Below are 20,958 nucleotides of genomic sequence, written 5' to 3'. Positions count from 1 at the left end.
GCGCTTTCCGGCGCGTCAATGCCGTTCAAGCGAATTCGCTGCCCGTGAATTTCGATGGTGTCGCCGTCGATGACAGAGGGGACGCCCGACAGCGGCGCGGCCGTGGCAGGCAGAGGAAGGATAACTAGTGCAGCGGCTAAGAGGCAGGCGCCGCTAGCCTAGGCAATTGCTAAGTCATGTCTAGTTGTGAGCTTTCCATAGATTATCCATTCGGCCCGACTGTGGAGACTGGAGTTACCAAGTCCAGATTCAACGGAGGGTCCGAATGAACATCCATAAGAATGCCCGTCTGACGCTGCTGCGTCGAGAGGAAATGGCGCTGTCGGCGATAGAAGGCGGCCTTTCTCAAGGCCAAGCGGCGTTGAAATATGCGGTGACGGCGAAGATCGTGGCGGGTTGGGTCGAGCGCTATAAAGCTGAGGGCCGGCCGGCATGGCCGACCACTCGTCGCGACCCAAGCAAATCCCCAGCGCCACCGAACCGCCGATCGTTGAGCGGATCGTGGCGCTGCGGCGCCAGCGCCTCACCGGTCAGCATATCGCGCATGAGGTTGGCGTTCGCCAGCAACGGTGAGCCGGGTGCTTGCGCGCGCGGGCCTTTCGCGACTGACGGACTTGGAGCCGGCCGAGCCGGTGCTACGCTACGAGCGCGAGCCATCCCCCGCCGCATGAAGTCGGTAATGTGTCGATATGAATGAAAGATCCCGCGACAGTCGTGAATGACCGCTGACTTGGAATGACCGCTGAGGGCGGCTTCCCATCGGTTGCGCCGACCCGTCGAATGGCAAAATTCCTCACGCAGCGGGTCGCAGGGCCGCCCTCAGCAGCATTCCGAACAAATCGCGCGGCTCGTCGGGGTCGGCCAACAGATCGAGTTCCTCATAGAGGCCGGTCGCCTGCAGCTGGTCGCGCACATAGCGCAGCGCCGAAAAATCCTCGATCGCGAAGCCGACTGAATCGAACAGCGTGATCTGCTTGGCGTCTCGGCGGCCTTGCGCCTTGGCGGCAATCACTTGCCAGAGCTCGGTCACCGGATGGTTTGGATCCAGCTGCTGGATCTCGCCCTCGATGCGGGTCTGTGGCGGGAACTCGACGAAAATGTCGGAGCGAAGCAGGATGTCTCTGTGCAGTTCGGTCTTGCCTGGGCAATCGCCACCGACGGCGTTGATATGGACGCCGGACCCGACCATGTTGTCGGTGAGAATGGTGGCGCACTGCTTGTCGGCGGTGACGGTCGTGATGATCCCGGCACCTTCGACCGCCTCCTGTCCACTCCCACAGATGGTGATGTCAAAGCCCATGCCAGCAAGGTTCTTCGCGCATTTTTGTGACGCGGACCGATCCAGGTCATACAGCTTCAGCGTATCGACGCCGGTCAGCGCCTTGAAAGCGATCGCCTGAAATTCCGACTGGGCGCCATTGCCGATGATGGCCATGGTGCGAGTTCCGCTCGGCGCCAGATACTTGGCGGCGACCGCGGACGTGGCGGCGGTGCGAAGCGCGGTCAGGATGGTCATTTCGGTGAGCAGCATCGGGTAGCCGTTCCCGACGTCGGCAAGCACACCGAAGGCGGTGACCGTCTGCAAACCCTGACGCATGTTCTTGGGGTGACCGTTGACATATTTGAAGCCATAGAGCCGCCCATCGCTTGTCGGCATCAGCTCGATGACCCCGTCATGGCTATGCGAGGCGATACGAGGCGTTTTATCGAACAGTTCCCAGCGCCGGAAATCTTCCTCGATGTAGCTGGCGAGCTCGGTCAGGAAGCGCTCCACGCCGATGGCAATGACCAGCTTCATCATGCGATCGACGCTGACGAAGGGGACGATGTTCAGCTTTGCCGCGGTCATGATCAAAAGCTCCCGGAATGGCTGCGGGTGGGACGGTCCATGATGCGGCGGCCCATCAGGCTCGCCGTCAGGTCGACCATCAGCGTCGCGGTTCGGCCACGCTCGTCCAGAAACGGGTTCAACTCGACCAGGTCCAGGCTGGAGACGAGCCCGCTATCAGACAACATCTCCATCACCAGATGCGCCTCGCGGAACGTCGCGCCTCCGGGAACCGTGGTGCCGACTGCCGGAGCGATCGAAGGATCGAGGAAGTCGACGTCGAGACTGACATGCAGCAGTCCGGCTTCCGCAGACACGTGCGCCAGGAAGGCCCGCAGCAGCGGCGCGATGCCATGCTCATCAATGGCGCGCATGTCGTGCACGATCACGCCTGCCTCATTGAGGGCCCTGCGCTCCGCCGGATCGACACTTCGAAGTCCCATCGTGCAGATACGCGATGGATCGACCGCTGCCGGCAAATCCGGGAAATAACCGGCGAAGCCCGGCTGGCCGCTGGCGTAGGCGAGCGGAACACCATGCAGATTGCCACTCGCGGTGGTGTCGAGCGTGTGGAAGTCCGGGTGGGCGTCCAGCCACAGCACGAACAGCGGGCGTCCGGTCGCGGCGGCGCGGCGGGCAAGGCCCGATACGGTTCCTGCTGAGACTGAATGATCGCCGCCGAGAAAGATCGGCATGGCATCTTCGCTCGCCGCATAGGCGGCCTCGGAAATGGCGGATGTCCACGCCGAGATTTCAGGCAGAGCCTTCAGCGCCAGGTTGCCGTGCACGACGCGTCTTACCGGGATTGCCTGGACGGCGCCCATATCCTCCACCGCATGGCCGAGGCTGGACAGCACCTCGACAAGTCCGGCGGTTCTCAGCGCGCTCGGCCCCATCTCACATCCCATTCTGCCAGCGCCGTCTTGCACCGGCGCCCCGACGATTTTGCAACGCATTGTTTTTCCCGCGACCAAGTTCTGATAAGCCGCGAGGAGATCATGGCGAGCCGGCGATATGAAGGGGCAGAATTGGCAATTCGGGAACAATGTTTATTGTAATGGCAGCAAAATTGGTCAAAATGGTAACTCGATGGATGCGCTGGACGAACGGCTCGTTACCTTGCTTCGGCATGACGCTCGGCGCAGCGTGTCGGATCTCGCTGTCGATCTCGGCGTCTCGCGCGCTACGGTCAGGGCACGTATGGAGCGGTTGGAACGGTCCGGCGACATCATCGGCTACACGGTGGTGCTGCGCGCTGACGCTGTCGACCAGCGCATTCGCGGTATCATGATGATTGAGATCGAGGGGCATGCCGCCGACCGCGTGGTCCGGACGCTGGGGGGCTTCCCCGAAGTTTCGACTATCCATACCACCAATGGCCGCTGGGATCTGGTTGTCGAGCTTGGGACCGCCTCGCTGACTGATTTCGATGCGGTGCTGCGGCGCATCCGGCTCATTGCCGGGATAACAGGCAGCGAAACCAGCCTTCTCTTGGCTACACCGCGCACGACCCGAGCGCGGCTGACCTAGGTATGTCGACTAAGATCGGTTCGAGCAGACGTAGTCGCAGCAATGGCGCGCCGTCCAACCGGCCGAGGCGGCGACGCCACAAGGTCAGTATCGGTATATTCACGCGTTCTTCAAGCGTCACAGCGTCGGCGAGGCGCTGGCCACAGCCGGAATTGGCCAAGCAAGTCCACCTCCAGCGACCGGCCGGGATGCTTCGCGAATGGCCGGGATCGCGCCATTCACCAAACGTTGTTTCTATTCCTTTTTTCTGATTCCGAGCTCGATTTGTATCCCAATAGGTAGCACAATATGTAGCACATTTCTCGGCAACTTCAGGGACATGCTGTAGTTGAACCGCACCGGGTTTGCCGGGGGCTCGAACTCGTGAGACCGTCGAGCTATGACCAGCAAAACAACGAACAAATTCATCTGAAGTCCGCGCCCGAGCGGTGCGGCTTGTTTTTGACTACGAAACCGAACATACCTCTCGATGGGCGACCGTTTTCCTCGATCGCAGCCAACATCGGGTGTTCGGCGCTCACACTCGGGCGAGGCGAACAACGGTTCAACACCGGGCATTCCCGGGGGCGTCCCGGAGAAGATGAAGGCTCTGGAACGGGAGAACCGGGAGCTTCGTCAGGGCGATGGCCTGATGGGTCCGACTCTGTTCAAGTAGGCTGCGACGAGTTCGCCCGCGAGATGAACCGTCTGCGGACGGGGAGCGGGCATCCATCGATGCGGCTCAGCGAGAAAGTCAAGCAGCCCTACCGAGATTGTAAAGTAAGGTTCCGGAACCCTATCTATGGACGCTGAACGTTGCAGTTACACCAAGCAGGCTGAGACGTCTCGGCCTTCGTGGCTTGGTCGCCTCCCAAGCGCCTGGAATGAGTTGTACGGCCCCCCGATACGCTTCCAGAAACAAGACGTTCGTTCCGATTGATAGATGCTGCCGCAATGCAGTCGACGGTTGCATCTCATCGGCGGCGCCCTGCGAGTCAAGTCGCATTTTTCGGCTAGCTGGGCGTAGCCCCCCGAATAAACCTTGCGGGCTTCGCGCGTCGCCGTCTTGGACTTCCCTCCGCCATGTTCTTGGCGAGTCCGACGAACCGGAGGACGGCACGCTTTGGATTCGATTCTAGCCACACGCCCCTGCCTCGCGTGAATTTCTTCAGCCGCCGATCGGATCCGAGCGCATCCTTGGTCAACCAGTGGAACGGGCCGATGAAGAATTCGGCGTGGGCCGGTTCGCCATACGTCGTCGAGAGTACCAGAAGGATTATGGCTTCAAGGCGAGGTACTTTCCCCCGGACGAAATTGCAAAAAAGAAGACGGACGCACCTCATTGTTGAACATGGTCCCGAGGACGGCTTTTTCGACCAGCACTATCACAGCAGCATTCCCTACAGATTGGAGGAGGAGTGCCGGATGGCCTACGCGGTGCTGAATTATGCCCGGCGCCGTGGTGCTGCGCTGTCGCTGTACAGTCTTGGAACGGCGGAAGGCACGATGGCCAGAACACTGTCCGAATTTTCGGATGGGCAGATTCTTTCGCTGTCCTGCAGCCCGAACCCCGAGAACTACAAATCCTTCATGGCGCGTGTATTCGCCCAACAGACCCAAGCAGATAGAGTTCGTGACCCAGCACCTCAAGGACGGTGGCAGGCTTCGACGTCATCCTGGAGGACACAACATTCCAGATGCCATCTTCGTCTTCGTCGAGAAATTCAGGGCGGCCGATGGCGCGCTGGTAGTCGCTTTCAGGCGTAGAGGCCGAGATTTTCCTTGCTGTTGCTCGCCGCAAGACTGCAGAAATTGCCGCTGTTCCACGTCATCGTGCAGTACTTGAAATGCGCACCTACGGAGCGCGCCATCTCTGCCAGTGTCACCCTTGCCGGGCGGCGTGCAGGCGAACGAGATCGCGCACGAGTTCATCGCTGGGCAGAAGGCGGGGGTCGGCCTGAGGCTTGCGAACTGGCATCCCGCTTTTGCCCGCTGCGGTTGCCGCAAAAAACCCTGCCAGTTGGTTGATCCGTGGTCCTTGGTCGCACTCGGCCAGAAAATCATTGAGCCCTCGCATCGCACTATGTCTCCCGCACCGTTGCTTTGGTGAGATGCCAAGAGATCAATGAGAAAACTCCACTCATTAAGAGCGGTCTAATGTTTCAAACTGCTTTGAGTCTTGGCCAGGGCACTGTTAGGCCTACCGAACACGATCGGCTTTCCTGAGATTGCCATTTTTTTACTAAAGTCACATCTTCTACCAATCCTGAGTTAGTTGTGATTTGTCCAGCAACCTATGGTTAGGCACAACACCGGAGGGCGGGCTACTCTTAGTATGAAGGCTGCTCCCATCCGTGGACACCCCTTGCTTCGATCCGAACAAGATCCGCCGTTCACACCACCAGACGCTTACACACCAACATGAGAGCTGGGGCAACGTGCGGGCTGACTTGATCAGGAGAACTGGTCTGGAGCGCCAGGAAACAGCAATTTCGTTCCCGGGCCATATATTCCTGATGAACCTGAAAGGGGCGGCAAGCCGCGGAGAGGATTTCGTCGACGGGCATCGGATCTCGTTTTCGCCGCGGCGGGCTGGCTCGGTAATCCATATGCCTGCTGGCAGTGATTGGACGGGGTGGGACGAGGGAGAACCCACGGCCGCCTACCTGCTCGTCTCAATTGAAAAAGGATTTACCGACGAAGCGTTCGGCGGGATGGTGCGCCATTGCGACCTGCCGGCTTCGATCGGATTTCGGGACAGCACCGTGGAGATGGCTTTGCAGCGGATCGCCATCGAGCTCAGGCAGCCCGATCCGATCAGCGTGACGATGGTCGAGAGCCAGGCGATGCACTTGCTCGTTCAGATGGTCAGGCGCAACGGCCACTATCACGAGCCGGCGAAAGGCGGGCTGTCAGCCTTCGATCTCAAACGGGCAATCGCAATGATCGAAGCCTCGTCGGACGAGACACCCACCCTCGCCGATCTGGCAAAGGAGGTCGGTATCAGCCGTTTCCATTTCAGCAGGGCTTTCAAGCAATCTACCGGGATGACGCCACACGCGTTTATCGCGCGGCGTCGACTGGATCAGTCCGCCGACATGCTGCGATCGACCAATATGTCGGCGACGGAGATCGCGCTAGAATGCGGGTTCGGCAGCTCAAGCCATTTCGCGATCGCCTTTAAGCGGGCATTCGGAGCCAGTCCGACGGAATACCGCCGCCGGTCCAGGATTTGATTCAATACTTCCGCTGATTTCAGCAACGAACTGAAAAAACAAGCGTGATTGTTAAGCGGCAATCTGGGCAGTGGGTATGACAAGCGCCCATTGGATGCGCAGCCCTTGTCAAATGCAATTCAAATTCACGCTGACCTGAGATCAAGCATCCAGTCCCGTCTATGGCTTGGATTCATGGCGAGCACGCTATCGGCGGCAGTCGGACGAAACGGATATTACATCGCATCCGCCTGGACTGTTGTCGCAGCAGGCTACGGAAGCGCCGGCGTGGCGATACTGCTTGCGACCGTCAGTGTCGTCGAAATCGTTGCGAGCCCTCTGGCCGGCCTGGCAGCGGACCGGTTTGACCGACGGCGATTGAACATCACGGCCGACCTCGGTCGCTTTGCCATCTTGCTCGCCACGGCTTGCACGCTTCTCTACAAGGACGCCTTTTTAACGCTCTGCCTGTCAGCGGCGCTCTTTTCCATTTGCGATCGTGTCGCACTGACCGCCTCGCAAGCGATGATCCCTCTCGTGACGGGAGGCGCCGAACTTGCGGCATCGAATTCCATCATCTACTTCATCATGCAGTTTGGCAGCCTCGGCGCAGCGTTGCTAGCCGGATCATTACTGGGTGGGCGCTCCCCTGCCCTGACGCTCATGGCCCTCGCCCTGTTGTTCCTCGTTTCAGCCGGCTCACTGTTCTGGATGCCAGGCCTCCTCCTGCAACGTGTCAGAACGGCCAAAGGCCTGGCACCGAACTTCGATAAGCATCTAGTTCGTCTGTTTGCCGCTTATGCCCTTCTTTATGGAGGCGCGGTGCTGGTCACGGTGATGGGATCAAGCTTCGTCTTCGAAGAGCAGCACGGCACAGCCGCCGATTTCGGCTACCTTGAGGCCGCGTGGTCGGCTGGTTCGGTTATTGGGGCGGCTGTTCTCGTCAGGCTGACACGAGCGACAAGTGGTCCTATACTGCACCTCATGCTTTTGGCCTCAACGGCGCTCGCGTTGATGTCGTTGATCACTGCGCGCGCGCCTTGGACATTGATCGTCTTCGCCGCGCTCGGGTTTCTCTACAATCTGGGCCGGGTGAGCATCGAGGTCACACTGCAGTCGCGTACGCCTGACAATGTATTGGGCAGGGCCAAGGGCGTCATGCACAGTCTCGCTGTCGCGCTGGGACTGGTCATATTCAGCATCGCTGGCGTTATGGGCGAGAGTGTATTTCCTTCGACGATCTTCTTCGGATTCGGCGTGGTGCTCCTTATCAGCATTCCTGCATTGAGCATCGGCATCGCACAGCGAAAGGACGAACCGTGAGGTGGACGAGCTAGCGACCGACACAGGCGCCAAGCAGGCGGTGCTGGACTCTCTGGCGACGCTCTATCCTTGGACGCGCTCCTATCATCGCCGCCGGCTTCGCGATTATGCGTCCCGCTTGTTCGAAGCGCCTGCCCAGAAATCGGAACCCGAAATTCGCAGCCGCGCGTTTGCCAGGCTGCTCGACACGATCAGGAATGCGGGAACGCGAAACGGATTGCCGATCAACGCCGTCTCCCAAATATGCAAAGATCTAGAACAACGCCGCGTGTTGCAGACCGGCCCGCATTTGTTTCTCCTCATGGAGCCAGAGGCCTATTACACGCACATCTTCAGCCTGCTTGGCCTCTCGGCGCATGGCTGCTCGACCTACGTTTCCTATGCCGTTTCAACGGTGAGTCTCGTTGAAAAGCCCCGCAAGGGGCCAGGCTGGATCACGCTTGGCGGGAAGCCGGTCAACGTCTTCGGTCTCAGCCGAAGCCGGATGATCGGATACGGCCTTCTGACCGGGCCTGGATCATACCGGTTGGAGCTGGTGCCAACGGAGCGAAATGCCGAGGGAGAGGCCCTCGCCCTGCTTCACAGCCTTCTGCCGAAGACGCAGTTCGAGCGGCCTGCGCATGCCATCAAGGCAGCCAATCGCATCCTCTGGCCAAAACTGTTCGGAGAGAGCTTTGCCTTCCTGCAAATCGACGATGAGGATGTTGCCGACCTGGTGGCGGACCACCTGTCAGACGAGGGTTCCTGGCTGCGTACGAGGTTGCTGGAAAGCCCAAAGCTGGCTTTGAATATCCTTGACGAGATCGACAGGCTGGCGGCTGGCCCCTGGGGTGGCTGGCTCGCGCGCGGTACCGATTTCTTTTGGTACTATGAAAACGGAAAGCGCCTGCCGCTGCGCATGGTGGGTGGAGAACTCATCAATCTGGCGACCAGAATGAAGGTAGCTCGCTTCGCGGCTCCCGATATCGTTGAGCGGCTGGCGAACCGCAGCCTTATTCCCAACCTGCTCCTTATGTTTCTGGTCCTGTCGATCCTGCCCGGCGTGCGCGCGCTCGGAGGCAGTCACCAGCCGGTCTATTATCCCCTGATGCGCTACGTCATTTGTCGGGCTCTAGAGACCGCAGACATGGATGCGGACTTTCGACGCGCTCTCGCGAGCGATGATGTGCCAGGAGCTTGGGGGCATCGCGTCATTGAATGCGATGAGGATCCATTCGAGTCAATCCGAAAGGGCAGCATAGGCGAAACCAGGGAGGTCATCGACCGCTTCGGCGATATGCCTTTCGCTGATGCCTGTGGCGGTCTGAGCAGTTTCGTTTCTGATCCGTCGTGGACTGAACTTTGCTCACAGCTGCGGGAGCGAGCGATTGCCCCAAGCGTCTTTTCCTAAGAGTGGGCAACCGCCCGTGGCTGAGGTCAAAATGAGCAGCACCTGCCGTCGCAAAATCGATCACGGAATGGCGCATTCTTGGCCGAAAACAGTCCGCCCGCTTTTTGGTGATCCAGGTAAGACGAGCTGCCGCTACCCGATACGCAAGCAGTCGATCGGAATGAATTTGGCCTGGCTTGGCAGCCGCAGAATATTCAGGACGCTGAGGCCAGCCAGAACGCCCAGAGATGGAGCACAATTCGCAACGTTATTCGCGATGGCGGCTTGATCCTCTTGTCTGCAGTTGTTGCAGCGGAGGTTCTCCGCTGCACGGATGACGGATTAGCCATTCTTGCACGGAGATCGGGATCGTAGTGACCCGTCCGGCGTTGAGAGGCGCTGCCTAGCCTACGGAAAGTTCAAATGACCCGCATCGCTACCTTCAACGTGAACGGCGTCAACGGCCGCCTGCCCGTGCTGCTCAAATGGCTGGATGAAACCGCGTACGACATCGTCTGCCTTCAAGAGCTCAAGACATCCGACGACAAGTTCCCTGCCGACGCGATCAGGGGCGTCGGTTACGGCGCAATCTGGCACGGCCAGAAATCTTACAACGGGGTCGCTATTCTCGCTTGGGGAGCAGAACCACTGGAACGTCGGCGCGGGCTGCCCGGGGATCCAGACGACACGCACAGCCGCTACATCGAGGCCGAGGTGAATGGGCTTGTTGTGGGTTGTCTCTACCTGCCCAACGGCAACCCGGCGCCAGGTCCAAAATTCGACTACAAGCTCCGCTGGTTCGATCGCCTGATCAGCTACGGCCGGCTGCTGGTCACGGACGGCGCTAGCATTCTCTGCGGCGACTACAACGTTGTTCCAACCGCAATCGACGCCGTCGTGCCCCAACGATGGCTAGGGGACGCGGTGTACTTTCCGGAGAGCCGGCAAGCCTACGCCGAAATGCTCGGGAATGGTTGGATCGATGCCGTCCGCCGCATCCACCCCGAGAAGGGCATCTACACCTACTGGAACTTCTCATACCGGGGCGGCTACGATCGAAGCTCCGGTCTCCGAATGGACCATCTGCTCGTGAGTCCTTCCCTTTCGGACAAACTGCGCAATGCCGGCGTGGACGTCGAGTTGCGCGGCTGGGAGAAGCCAAGCGACCATGCGCCAGCTTGGATCGAACTCGATTGACCAATACTAAGTCACTCACGCAGCTCCGGAACTGAAATCGCTCCTATGATCGCCCTGCTACGTCTGGCAGAGGTGCAGGCCGGCCGAAGCTCCATGCCTGGGCGCAAATCCCGGCAGCTCTCGCGCCGCCGAGTATCTGGAGGAAGTTGCACAAATAGGTGCCTTGGCAACCGCCGGTAATCAGATGCGTTGCCGATCACGCAGATTCTGCACATAGACATTGATGATCAGTGCGACGAGCAGAATGATGCCGCGGATGAGGATTTTCAAAAAACTGTCGATCTGGACGTGATCGAGGCCATTGTTGAGGACGCCAAGTATGCACAGGCCGATGATCGTGTTGCCGATCCCGCCACGGCCGCCAAAGAGGCTGGTGCCACCGACCACCACCGCTGCGATGGCGTCAAGCAGATAGCCGTCGAACTCGTTCTGCTGAGCGCTGCCGAAATGGGCTACGCCAATCATCCCTGCGACACCGGAACAGACCGCCGAAATGACCATCACCGCGCCTAAGACCAGTTTGACGTTGACACCGGAATATTCCGCCGCTTCGCGGTTGCCACCGACCATGTAGACGTATCGGCCGAAGCGCGTGTAGGTCAAAACGATATGGCCGACCAGCAGGAATACGCCCAGCACGATGATGATCCACGGAAAGCCGGCTATCGTGCCAGAACCCATCATCGTAACCAGATCGGGAACGGCATAGGCGATCTGGCCGCGCACCAGAAGCGCGCAAATGCCAGCACCGATCTGCATCATGGCAAGTGTCATGATGAACGAGGGAATTCCAATTAGCGTCGTGCCGAAGGCGTTGACCAGGCCCAGGAAGGCGCAGATGAGCAGCGCCAACCCGATCGCCGCATAGCCTGGCAGGGGGATGTTGGGAATGTTGACGTAGGATTCCTGCATTGTGAAGTAGGCAACGGCAATGCCGGTGGCATTGGCGATGGCCGCTACCGAAAGGTCGATCTCGGCGCAGAGGATGACAAAAGTGAGCCCCACCGCGATGACGCCCGTGACGGAAATCTGCGTCAGCACGTTGACCCCGTTGTCGACGCTGAGGAAAGATGGGCTGGCGATGCTGAAGAACGCGAGCAGGATGATCAGCGTCGCGAAGGGCGCAATGTTGCGCATCCGGTTGCGCAGGAAGGCGCCAGCCCGCGACGGGGACCCTTTCACGGCTTCCTGAACCGGCATTGTCAATGGCGTTCTCCCTCAAGCGGCGTCGAGCAGCCGGTCCTTGCTGATCGTTTCGCCGGCGAACTCGTGCACGATCCGGCCTTTCTTCATGACGATAATACGGTCGGCGAGCGACAGGACGGTTTCGGGCTCGGCCGAGACAACGATGACAGCAAGGCCCTGGTTGCGCAGCGCACGTACGATCTTCACAACATCGTCTTTGGCGCCAACATCCATGCCTCGGGTCGGCTCGCTCAAGATCAGCACCTTAGGGATGTATGTCAGCCATTTCGCCAGCGCGACCTTCTGCTGGTTACCGCCGGAAAGACTGGCGAGCAGCGCCTTCACATTCGACGGACGGATATTCAGCAGTCCAACATGGCGGCTGGCGATCTCGCGCTCCGCTGCCGGCTTCACCCAGAGGCGCGAGATGCGGCCAAGCACGCTGATCGAGACATTTTTATAGACTGGTTCTTGGTAGAACAGCATGGAACGGCGGCTCTCCGGCACGAAGGCGATTCCCGCGCGGCGAGCGTGCGCCGTGTTGCGAAAACGTTTCGCCGCGCCCTCAATGGCCAACGTCCCGGTGCTCGGCTTGAGCTTGCCGAACAATGTCCGCGCCAGTTCGACCTGGCCGCAGCCCATAAAACCGTAGATGCCGAGAATCTCGCCGGCCCGCGCGTCAAGCGACACATCGGCGAAGGCGCGCCCCACCGCAAGATGTCGCGCCGAGAGGATCACGGGCGCCGCGGACTTGCTATTGAGAGCAATCGCGCCGGTATAACTTTCCTCCAGCTCCTCGTGACCGCTGCCGATCATACGTTCGATAACCCAGCCTTTGTCGATCAAGGCCGCGGCTTCGGTGACAACACGGCGCCCGTTGCGGAAGATGGTCACCCTATCGGAAACTGATAGGATGTCGTCGAGGAAATGGGAAATGAAGACGATGCTGCGGCCGCTCGCACGAACACCGCGAAGCACCTCGAACAGGCGATGCACCTCTGGCGGCGACAGCGCCGAGGTAGGCTCGTCTAGTATGATGATCCGCGCTCCCGAGAAGAGCACGCGGGCGAGTTCGACCAGTTGCTGGAGGCCGATCGACAATGATCCCATCGACGCGCGAGGATCGACCTCGATGCCAAGATTGGCGAGTTGTTCCCGGGCTGCGGCCATCATACCGGACCAATCGATCAGTCCTGCCTTCGTCGGCTGTTTTCCGAGAAAGACATTTTCGGCGACTGTGAGATCGGGAATGACGCTCAGTTCCTGATGCACCATGCCGATGCCCGCCACAAGCGCATCACGGGCCGAGCGGAAATGGACCTGCTCTCCGTCGATGAACATGCGGCCGTTGTATTCGGCGTGCACACCGGCGATGATCTTCATCAGGGTCGATTTGCCGGCGCCGTTTTCCCCAACGAGTCCATGGATCTCGCCGGCGCGCAACACGAAATCCACATCCTGCAGCGCCACCACGCCGCCGAAGGATTTCGATATCCCATCCATGCGAAGGCGCGGCGCGACCGCTCGCAAGGAGGCTTCAGCTTGAGCGTTCATTCTGTCCGCGTCGCAATTGTCCAGTGGCTGCGCGAATGGCTGGCGGATGATCCGCCAGCCAGTTGGGACGAAGATCAGATCAGGAAATGATCTTCCATCCATTGCATGCCGGCGGCATTCTCCTTGGTAACCACGGGACCGTCGGTTACGACGCTTTTCGGGATTCCTTCGCCTGACTTCTCGCCACCTGTCACTGCGGCGACGCCGGCGACAATGGCGCCGCCATGAATACGGCAGGATGGATTGCGCACGGTGGCGTGCATGCGTCCTTCGGCAACGGCGGCTATTGCAGGGGGCATGGCGTCGCAACCGCCGATCTTAATGTTGGTACGGTTATGGGCCTTCATGACGTTGTACGCTGCAAGCGCCATGTCGTCATTGTGGAAATAGGCCGCGTCAATCTGCGGATATTTCGTAAGATAGGTCTCCCATAGCCGCGCCACCTTGGTGACGTCCCAGTCGGCCGGCTGGTTTTCCAGAACCTCGACATCGGGATGCTGTTTGACGATGGATTCGAAGCCCCGGTTTCGCCCTTGGGCGCCCGTGTGGCCGAGCGCGCCCTGCGTGGTGATGACCTTGCCCTTGCCGCCGATGGCGGTGATGAGCGCCTGGGTCACCGATGATCCCATGAATTCATTATCAGGCGCGAGGAAGCTGTGCACATTGATCTTGTCGAGTGGCGCAATCAGGGTGTCCATGTCGATGACAGGGATCCCGGCGTCGATCATCTTTTGCACCGGCTGCACCAGCGTGCCGATACCAAAGGCCTGGATCGCCACGAAATCCCATTTCTGGGAAGCCATGTTGTCGATCGCCGCGCGCTGCTTTACGGCATCGAGTTCCCCGTCGAACCAAGTCACCTCGACGTTGAATAATTTGCCCCAGTATTCCGCCGCTGCCTTACCTTGGGCGCACCATGTCGCCTGAAGTCCGGCGTTGGAGAACGCTGCCTTGAGCGGCTTTTCGGAACGCCCGGAGGCCGCGGCGGCGCGAGCCTGGCTGATCCCGAAGCCGCCCAGAAGTGCAGCGGCACCGCCAACAGCCGCCAAGGTCAGAAGATTGCGTCGGTCGTCGTCTATTTTGTTTTTCATAATTCCTCCCAGTATGGCTCATGGAAATGCGAGCCATACGGCCATTATGGCCCCGCCGATCTTGTGGTCAAGGTTCCGAGACAACGTCGTTCGACGTCCTCACGGCATCCAGGGTTAGTGGCACTACGGCCCTGGGGCGTTCAGGAACCGACCATTCCTTAAGATCGACAAAGCAATGACCGAGGACGCAAAGAGGCGGTGCTCCGGGTCAGGAGACTGCACAATCTACAGGAGGTCCCAGGCTCGACGGGTATGCAAGTAAGTCTTCCGGATAGCTCCGCCGCCGAATGGTGGCATGCCTGGTCGGCACCGCAACTCTTGTATGGATGGCTTGTATTCATCCCGCTTCGCCATCATGGTTGGATTGCCGGGAGGAAACCGGCGTGGCCCGGTTGCACTTCCCCGAAGAAGCTAGTCCCCCCGATGCAACCGGGCCGCTGATTTGGCCAGCCTGTTGAGTCCGACCTGCCATCGTTCCTGACGTGACTGCGGCGTGTGAAGACGCGCGCCTGCGTCGATCGATAAATCGATGAGCTGCGACCGACAGCCGCCATGATCCAATGGCCCGCACTCGCTCAAAGCCTAGCCTCGCCTCCTGCGCTTTTGGCCTCAACATTTCAATCTAAATAGTGTGCGCGAAGCGGCAGACGCGGTCTCCAAAAAGGTGTTGCTGGCGCGATGGGGAGACCTCCATTGGGCGCGGGTGAGAAGTGGTCAATACACCCGTTTGGTCTACTGTCGAGGTCATCGCAACCACTCTATAATTTGCGTGTTGTTTCGGCACGCAAATTAACGGAGTCACCGATGAGACCCCAACTGTTTTCAAAGCCCGTTCCGGTATTTGTCGGGATGGGCTTCCCGCGCGATATCGTGTCGGTCGTGGAGGCCTACGAAAAGCTGAATGAGTGGCCGGGCAGCCGCAGCCCGGCATTCACAGCCGCGCTCTGTGTCTGCCAATCTGCTTTGGTCGGTGACAAAGACGTCGAAACAGCGCGCATTGCCTTCGAAGCTTTTGCGCTTGCCCGCGGCATCCTCGCGCCCGACGCGCTCGAGGTGGCGGCGGCACGTGCTGCTGATGAGTGGCTGACAGCTTGAGCATGGTACTCATTCACCGGCCGCAGGTCAGGCCGCAGTATGCTAACCAACCCGCCATATTCGTTAGCGTTCCTGTACCTCTGTCGACATTTTTAATGCGAGTTCCGAATCGAGGATTCGAACGACATTAAGCTCAAAGCCGACGAAGACCGGCCTGTTCGAGGCCGCCTCTCCTGCCGGCCTCGGTGTCCTTCGTCATTGAGAGACGGTCAATTGCTCCTCGATAGCAGCGATCAGGGCAGACAACCTGGCGCGCACCCGAGGAGGCAGTTGAAGGAAATGCAATATCAAGCGGCGACCTTCTGAGCTGGCAACGAAGCCAATGCGCTCGTCGGGCGGTAGCAGGGAAGCCTCACAGCCAGTCTCGCCATTCTCCGGGAGACCTTCGAAAAAACGACTGACGGGGACGCCCAGCGACTTGCCAATCTCGTAGATCATGGACGCACTGACGCGGTTCCTTGCGTTCTCGTATTTTTGGAGCTGTTGAAAGCTGACGCCTATCGATCGGGCAAGCTGAGCCTGGGATACGTCCGACAGCACGCGAACCGTCGCGATCTGTCTGCCGACGTGAAGATCAGCGGGGTGAGGGTCGCGCCCGATCTTTGGCTTTGGCGCTGCCCTGAAAGGACGCGAACGTTTCGGCTTCAACAATGCTTTCGATGCTCCAACAGGGTCATTCTCGGTTCAGTGACCTAGGTTTTTGCGTTGATCGTCAGCCAAATTTGCGCGCAGGCGGCACAACTATTCTGCCGGAAGATCCGGATATTTCGATCCCTGCACCGAAGGAACGCGAGCGGCTTGCGAAACCCTCGAGAATCTCTCGCGCCGCGTTTCCTCCAGCAGGGACAGGAACCAATCCGCCTTTTTCGGATCCGTGGGGCTCATTTGCCTCGCCGATCACGACGGGCAGAAAGTCTATGGCTTCGAGGGTTCCGTTCGCATCGTAGCGGCAAGCGGCGACAATGCTCTGCCAGACTTCGGGAGGATCCCATTCGCCCTCGTCCGGATGGACGTGAAAGAGAAAATTTCCGAGACCGTAGAAGATTGGCGAACCATTGTAGATTTCCACCGCCTGAAGAACGGGGGCACCGTGGCTGACGAAGAGGTCTGCGCCGGCGTCGATGCACATGCGGGCGAAGGCCTGTACCCAGCGCGGCACGTCCTGCCAACCCGGTTCCCAATGGTGGTGATGCAGATAGGCGATCACAAAATCGCCTTGCGCAGCCGCTTGCCGGATGGCTGACAGATGAATATTCGCACTCTGCGGATCGATTTCGATCAAGCGGCTGAAGTTAGCTGCCTGGATGAACACGGTCCCGTAGAAATTCAGCTCCTTCCCGCTCGTCAGCGGGGGCGGGTCCTCCGGTTGCGCGTAGTTGGTGATTTCAAGGTGCGAGCTTTGCAATTGATCGCCAAGCCTGGTCAGCCTTCGGAAATGGCCGTTCGGCACCCCGATCTTGCGAACGGTCTTGAGTCGGTTGACACCAGGCCGAGCCGGACGCGAAGCCGTCCGGTTCTCGGCATACATGTTGGCGGGTCCAGGGCCTGCATCCATTGCAAGAAGAGAGACCTGGCGGGCTCCCAAATGGCGATGGCCCAGTTTCGTGGCATCGGTTTCGTCGATCCCGATCCCGGCATGCAGGAAGCCGCGGGCTTCGACCTCCTCCAGCGTGGCGAGGACTCCGCAAGGGCCGAGATCGAATGCGTGATTGTTGGCCAGAGCAAGCGCGTTAAATCCGATGGCTTGCAATGCGTCCAGCACCTCGGCCGTGGAGTAGCCGAAGAACTTGCCTTTGGTCGGCCAACCACCGTGTTTGCCGAGGATCGTCGACTCGAAATTGGTGAAGACGACGTCACCTTGCCGATGTTAGCCATTCTACTTCTCCTTGCTCCTGTTTGTTCGAGCCCGCACCATTGCGGTCTCGATGGTGGTCAAAAGGCCGGAGGCGATCGACGGCGCACCCATGGGCCGCAGCGAAGCGCAGGACGGCGCGGGAGCGACTTTGTTGTGCCGCGAGGAATGACGGCTCAGCCGGCAGGGGAAGAAAGTCGCGATGCGCCGTTGCGTCACAGGCGATCGAGGCAAAGCCATCCTTCGGACCAGAAACACCAATCGACGAGACCGCTTCGGTGTGCTCGCCAGCGACAGGACTGCTCAAGGAGATATGGCTGGCCAGGCCCGACCTATCCGGCATAGGCGCCCATCGGCGATTCGCTTTTTTTCGCCTGGCTCATGCGTTTGCAGCGCCGACTTCGCGTAACCTGGAAAGGCCTTGGCGGCCACCTGATTGCGACGGAGGAGCAGTCGCGACTGTGACCGATGGCTCCAATGTCGCCCGCGGCTATAGGCACCAAAACATCGTCGCTGCCCGCAGGGCCTTGAGCTGCTCCTTCCCGATGCTCGAGGCCGGCGGACATGTTCAGTTCCAGTTGCGATCAGTTCGCCGTTCCCGCGACCCCTGGGTGGGCTGCGCTGCCACCGACGCACATCGTGGCGGTGACCCGCTGTCCGCCAAACAGTGCTCGCTCGCTTCGACCGCCTGCCGGCAAGCATCACGAAACCGAAATCGCCGTTCTCACCATGTGGTCCTCCGAAGACCTGGCGTCCGGGTCACTATAAATAAGACTTTTCTAAAATGCCTGGAACCGACGCTCGTCGCGGGGCTTGAGTCGGCATCTGGAGTTGCGGACTCATGAGTAGCGTCGAGGACCGGCTTTCGTTCATCGAGTTTCAATCGCCGACCCTGGTGGCGAAAGCTCCCGAAGACGGCGAATGGCTTCACGAGGTCAAGTACGACGGCTACCGGACCCAGATCATCGTCGAGGGGGCAACAGCACGAGCCTTCACGCGTCGCGGCTATGACTGGTCGCATCGCTACAGCAGGATTGTCCAGGCCGCGGCGAACCTGCGGGTGAAGTCAGCAATCATCGATGGCGAAGCCGTCGTGCTCGGCGACACGGGTCTCCCGGACTATCAGGCCCTTGAGCGGGAGTTGGGCAACCCGAACTCACCGCGGTTAATCTTCTATGCATTCGATCTTCTGCACCTGAATGGTCGTGACCTTCGCCAGCAGCGACTGGTTGATCGCAAGGCTGCGCTGGAAAAGCTGCTGAGTGGTAGGGCGCCAACACTGACCTATGCCGAGCATCTGCAGGTAAGCGGCAAGGACATGTTCGACCATGCCTGTCGGATGGGCCTGGAGGGGATCGTGTCCAAGCGCGCGGACTCGCCCTATCGCTCCGGCGTCCAGACGAGTTGGGTCAAAGTCAAATGCATCAAGAGCGACGCTTTCCCGATTGTGGCATTCGTTGAGAAACTCGGCGCCCAACCACGCCGCATCGCATCACTCTACATTGGCAGGCGAGAGGGCGACCGGCTGCTTTATGCCGGCAAGGCTCAGAGCGGCTATACATTGGAGGCAGCGCGGCGTGTTCGGGAGCGGCTCGACCCTCTGGTCATCGCAAAATCGCCTCTCTCCGACCCTGTTGATAAGCCGAAGGCGACCTGGGTAACGCCTGACGTTCTGGCGGAGGTACAATTCACCGGCGTGACGGATCGCGGCATCCTGCGGGAGGCAGTGTTCAAGGGATTGCGCGACGACCTCGTGCCGATCACGCCTAAGCCGCCTGCACCCTTTAAGCAACGGATGGACCGGGGCCATGGCGTCCCGCGCGAGAACATCCTGCAGTTGCTGCCCGACGCGGTCCCGCCCTCCAAGGAAGAGCTCAGGCGCTACTGGGATTGTGTTGCCGATCAGGCGCTGATCCACCTTGGCCGGCGCCCACTGAAGCTGGTTCGCCACGCCTTGGGGACCACCTTCTATCACAAGGGGGTGTTGCCGGACGTTCCTGCGGCGGTGCACCAACTACGGGTCCAGAAGCGCGAGGGCGGTGAAGGGGTGCGGGTGTGGGTGGATGATCTTGCCGGTCTGCTCGGCCTGGTCGAGATGGATGCGGTTGAGCTTCATCCCTGGAACGCTACGGTCGACGATATCGAGCATGCGGACCGGCTCGTGCTGGACCTCGATCCCGGCGAAGGCATCGAATGGGACGAAGTGATCGACGCCGCGTTGGCGCTGCGCGACATCATGGAGGCGGCCGGCCTGGAGAGCTGGCCGAAGGTCACCGGCGGCAAAGGCATTCATCTGATGGCCCCGCTTGAAACGAAGATGAGCCACGACAGCGCCCGGCAACTCGCCAGGTCGCTCGGCCAGTGCCTCGTCGACGCCGTCCCTGACCGCTATTTGCTGTCGGCCGATCCGGCAGCCCGAAAACGCCGCATCTTTATTGACTATCTCCGCAATGGGCGCGGCAACACGGCCGCTGGTGCCTTCTCCCCGCGGGCGCGGCCGGGCTTTCCGATAGCGCACCCCGTGACCTGGACCCAGGTCGAGCGCGGCATCCGCCCGGACGCCTTCACGATGGACCATCCCTTCAGGGCGGCTACGAAAAGAATGGCGTAAGCAAAAATAGCCCGACCTGCTCGTCAAGGTGACACAGGATTTGCAGGCCGGACCATACACCGGCTGAGGGTAGCCGGAGTAAGCGGACCCTGTACCCTTTGGGCCGAAAGAGCAAATCGATAAACGGTGCGGTGCCGTCCTGCCTCTGTTGCTCGCTTGCTCGGTCTACCAGCCTGTAGGGCCCTTCGAGCACGCGACGGCTCTCCACAATTCTTTGGCGGACACGGCCGGAGGATGCGCCTTCCCGCTCCTACGACGCGGCGCGGCGCCGTTGACAAGGTATCGAAAGAGCCGCCCAGCGCGCCGAGGAGCGGAAGCGGTGACGGGAAGCATCGAGAAAGTCCGAGGGTTATAAAGCCACCACATTGCAGTATGGCGAACGCAGGCGCCGTCGCTATGCCGTCCCAGCTGGGCCGTGCTGTAGCAACGGAGCGATACGGGGTCGTGGTCTTCACCGAGATATCGGGCGAACTCGCAGACGCCTCAGAGTTGGCAGCATTCTATCGGCAGCTGATTGAGGCGAACGCTGACCACTTCGCAAACTTCCTTGGTCGAGTTAACGGCCATGGCGTGAGGCAGCGTTTTTGCGGATAAACCCGCGGCGTTAAGGCTTCGGCGGACCAGACATCGACAAAACTGGATGCAAGGCGGCAGCCGCCAGCTTGCAGTAAGTGGCGCCGCTTATCGCGCGTACGGGTCGATTTCTCGGACGATCTCCGAGTCGTCTCCGTCATATTCGGCAACCGGCATGACGGCGAGCGTGCCGTCGCCGGCGCGGAAGATGACGATGCTGACCATCAGGCTGGTGGCGAGGCTGAAGGCGAATGCGTTTGCTTCTGCGAGGGACATCTTTCCGGCTCCTGCTTGGAAGCGGGGATCCATCCCCGCGTGACAGGCGCCCGATGTGTCCGGGCAAGGCCGCGATCACCGTGAAGGCGTAGCCGAAACGGCGGCACGCTTTGCGTAGTCCGACCCTTTACGGGTTGATGGCGTCAGGCCCTCTGACCGGACCAAGGGATTGCGCCAATGAACGCGGTGATGGGTTCGGTTCCAGGACCGGTTAGGCATGGCGCTCGAGGCTCGCGCGCTTCGCAGCCACGGGAAACTGCGATGGTCGCGTCTTCGTCTA

The 20,958-nt window shown here is 60.1% G+C and carries 15 protein-coding genes and 3 pseudogenes; 10 read left to right on the top strand and 8 right to left on the bottom strand.

Annotation, left to right across the window (positions count from 1 at the left end):
- Window positions 1–265 precede the first annotated feature (265 nt).
- Window positions 266–653 (top strand): annotated as a pseudogene (locus O7A70_RS29505) (helix-turn-helix domain-containing protein); the annotation flags it as partial.
- Window positions 654–793: 140 nt separating this feature from the next.
- Here O7A70_RS29505 and O7A70_RS29500 read toward each other — a convergent pair.
- Together O7A70_RS29500 and rocF are read right to left on the bottom strand one after the other, a co-directional pair.
- Entirely contained in the window at window positions 794–1,849 is a 1,056-nt protein-coding gene (locus O7A70_RS29500) for an ornithine cyclodeaminase (RefSeq protein ID WP_337143480.1), read from the bottom strand.
- A 2-nt stretch (window positions 1,850–1,851) separates the two neighbouring features.
- Window positions 1,852–2,784 (bottom strand): arginase, encoded by a 933-nt coding sequence (gene rocF, locus O7A70_RS29495; protein WP_337143479.1) that lies wholly within the window; start codon window positions 2,782–2,784, stop codon window positions 1,852–1,854.
- Between the two features lie 133 nt (window positions 2,785–2,917).
- Between rocF and O7A70_RS29490 the strand changes: the two genes are divergently transcribed.
- From O7A70_RS29490 to xth, 7 genes and pseudogenes are all read left to right on the top strand, one after another.
- A complete protein-coding gene (locus O7A70_RS29490) occupies window positions 2,918–3,358 on the top strand; it encodes an Lrp/AsnC family transcriptional regulator (protein WP_140508126.1) in 441 nt (146 codons plus the stop codon).
- Window positions 3,359–3,737: 379 nt separating this feature from the next.
- Window positions 3,738–3,992, top strand: a pseudogene (locus O7A70_RS29485) (IS3 family transposase); the annotation flags it as partial.
- A 566-nt stretch (window positions 3,993–4,558) separates the two neighbouring features.
- Window positions 4,559–5,104 carry a hypothetical protein gene (locus tag O7A70_RS29480; RefSeq protein ID WP_337143478.1) on the top strand — a complete coding sequence of 182 codons (546 nt, stop codon included), beginning with the start codon at window positions 4,559–4,561 and terminating at the stop codon, window positions 5,102–5,104.
- Between the two features lie 587 nt (window positions 5,105–5,691).
- Window positions 5,692–6,573 (top strand): AraC family transcriptional regulator, encoded by an 882-nt coding sequence (locus O7A70_RS29475; protein ID WP_337143477.1) that lies wholly within the window; start codon window positions 5,692–5,694, stop codon window positions 6,571–6,573.
- A gap of 174 nt (window positions 6,574–6,747) precedes the next feature.
- A complete protein-coding gene (locus tag O7A70_RS29470) occupies window positions 6,748–7,875 on the top strand; it encodes an MFS transporter (RefSeq protein ID WP_337143476.1) in 1,128 nt (375 codons plus the stop codon).
- Between the two features lies 1 nt (window position 7,876).
- Window positions 7,877–9,265 (top strand): hypothetical protein, encoded by a 1,389-nt coding sequence (locus O7A70_RS29465; RefSeq protein ID WP_337143475.1) that lies wholly within the window; start codon window positions 7,877–7,879, stop codon window positions 9,263–9,265.
- A gap of 402 nt (window positions 9,266–9,667) precedes the next feature.
- Window positions 9,668–10,441 carry an exodeoxyribonuclease III gene (xth, locus tag O7A70_RS29460; RefSeq protein ID WP_337143474.1) on the top strand — a complete coding sequence of 258 codons (774 nt, stop codon included), beginning with the start codon at window positions 9,668–9,670 and terminating at the stop codon, window positions 10,439–10,441.
- Between the two features lie 180 nt (window positions 10,442–10,621).
- On the opposite strand, the gene O7A70_RS29455 is transcribed toward xth, so the two are convergent.
- From O7A70_RS29455 to O7A70_RS29445, 3 genes are all read right to left on the bottom strand, one after another.
- Window positions 10,622–11,641 (bottom strand): ABC transporter permease, encoded by a 1,020-nt coding sequence (locus tag O7A70_RS29455; protein WP_337143521.1) that lies wholly within the window; start codon window positions 11,639–11,641, stop codon window positions 10,622–10,624.
- Between the two features lie 18 nt (window positions 11,642–11,659).
- Window positions 11,660–13,180: a sugar ABC transporter ATP-binding protein gene (locus tag O7A70_RS29450; RefSeq protein ID WP_337143473.1), complete on the bottom strand. Its 1,521-nt coding sequence runs from the start codon at window positions 13,178–13,180 to the stop codon at window positions 11,660–11,662.
- A 74-nt stretch (window positions 13,181–13,254) separates the two neighbouring features.
- Window positions 13,255–14,271 carry a sugar ABC transporter substrate-binding protein gene (locus tag O7A70_RS29445; protein ID WP_337143472.1) on the bottom strand — a complete coding sequence of 339 codons (1,017 nt, stop codon included), beginning with the start codon at window positions 14,269–14,271 and terminating at the stop codon, window positions 13,255–13,257.
- Window positions 14,272–15,075: 804 nt separating this feature from the next.
- Here O7A70_RS29445 and O7A70_RS29440 point away from each other — a divergent pair.
- A complete protein-coding gene (locus tag O7A70_RS29440) occupies window positions 15,076–15,366 on the top strand; it encodes a DUF982 domain-containing protein (protein WP_337143471.1) in 291 nt (96 codons plus the stop codon).
- Window positions 15,367–15,561: 195 nt separating this feature from the next.
- Here O7A70_RS29440 and O7A70_RS29435 read toward each other — a convergent pair whose 3' ends face one another.
- Window positions 15,562–16,014: a helix-turn-helix domain-containing protein gene (locus O7A70_RS29435; protein ID WP_337143470.1), complete on the bottom strand. Its 453-nt coding sequence runs from the start codon at window positions 16,012–16,014 to the stop codon at window positions 15,562–15,564.
- Between the two features lie 64 nt (window positions 16,015–16,078).
- Window positions 16,079–17,218, bottom strand: a pseudogene (locus tag O7A70_RS29430) (CapA family protein); the annotation flags it as partial.
- An 841-nt stretch (window positions 17,219–18,059) separates the two neighbouring features.
- On the opposite strand from O7A70_RS29430, the gene ligD reads away from it, so the two are divergent.
- Window positions 18,060–19,829, top strand: coding sequence for a DNA ligase D (gene ligD, locus O7A70_RS29425; protein WP_337143469.1), 1,770 nt, complete (start codon window positions 18,060–18,062; stop codon window positions 19,827–19,829).
- A 681-nt stretch (window positions 19,830–20,510) separates the two neighbouring features.
- On the opposite strand, the gene O7A70_RS29420 is transcribed toward ligD, so the two are convergent.
- On the bottom strand, window positions 20,511–20,678 hold the full coding sequence (locus O7A70_RS29420; RefSeq protein WP_337143468.1) for a hypothetical protein: 168 nt from the start codon (window positions 20,676–20,678) through the stop codon (window positions 20,511–20,513).
- Window positions 20,679–20,958 lie beyond the last annotated feature (280 nt).

Source organism: Mesorhizobium sp. Cs1299R1N1 (assembly GCF_037179655.1).
Taxonomy (GTDB): Bacteria; Pseudomonadota; Alphaproteobacteria; order Rhizobiales; family Rhizobiaceae; genus Mesorhizobium; species Mesorhizobium salmacidum.
The sequence above is the reverse complement of the archived record's forward strand: the minus strand, read 5'-3'. Positions and strand labels throughout refer to the sequence as shown.

Excerpts from the sequence above, each read along its gene's own strand:
- O7A70_RS29500 (WP_337143480.1), bottom strand. The coding sequence starts at position 1,849 with ATGACCGCGGCAAAGCTGAACATCGTCCCCTTCGTCAGCGTCGATCGC.
- rocF (WP_337143479.1), bottom strand. The coding sequence starts at position 2,784 with ATGCGTTGCAAAATCGTCGGGGCGCCGGTGCAAGACGGCGCTGGCAGA.
- O7A70_RS29490 (WP_140508126.1), top strand. The coding sequence starts at position 2,918 with ATGGATGCGCTGGACGAACGGCTCGTTACCTTGCTTCGGCATGACGCT.
- O7A70_RS29480 (WP_337143478.1), top strand. The coding sequence starts at position 4,559 with ATGAAGAATTCGGCGTGGGCCGGTTCGCCATACGTCGTCGAGAGTACC.
- O7A70_RS29470 (WP_337143476.1), top strand. The coding sequence starts at position 6,748 with ATGGCGAGCACGCTATCGGCGGCAGTCGGACGAAACGGATATTACATC.
- xth (WP_337143474.1), top strand. The coding sequence starts at position 9,668 with ATGACCCGCATCGCTACCTTCAACGTGAACGGCGTCAACGGCCGCCTG.
- O7A70_RS29455 (WP_337143521.1), bottom strand. The coding sequence starts at position 11,641 with ATGCCGGTTCAGGAAGCCGTGAAAGGGTCCCCGTCGCGGGCTGGCGCC.
- O7A70_RS29450 (WP_337143473.1), bottom strand. The coding sequence starts at position 13,180 with ATGAACGCTCAAGCTGAAGCCTCCTTGCGAGCGGTCGCGCCGCGCCTT.
- O7A70_RS29445 (WP_337143472.1), bottom strand. The coding sequence starts at position 14,271 with ATGAAAAACAAAATAGACGACGACCGACGCAATCTTCTGACCTTGGCG.
- O7A70_RS29440 (WP_337143471.1), top strand. The coding sequence starts at position 15,076 with ATGAGACCCCAACTGTTTTCAAAGCCCGTTCCGGTATTTGTCGGGATG.
- ligD (WP_337143469.1), top strand. The coding sequence starts at position 18,060 with ATGAGTAGCGTCGAGGACCGGCTTTCGTTCATCGAGTTTCAATCGCCG.
- O7A70_RS29420 (WP_337143468.1), bottom strand. The coding sequence starts at position 20,678 with ATGTCCCTCGCAGAAGCAAACGCATTCGCCTTCAGCCTCGCCACCAGC.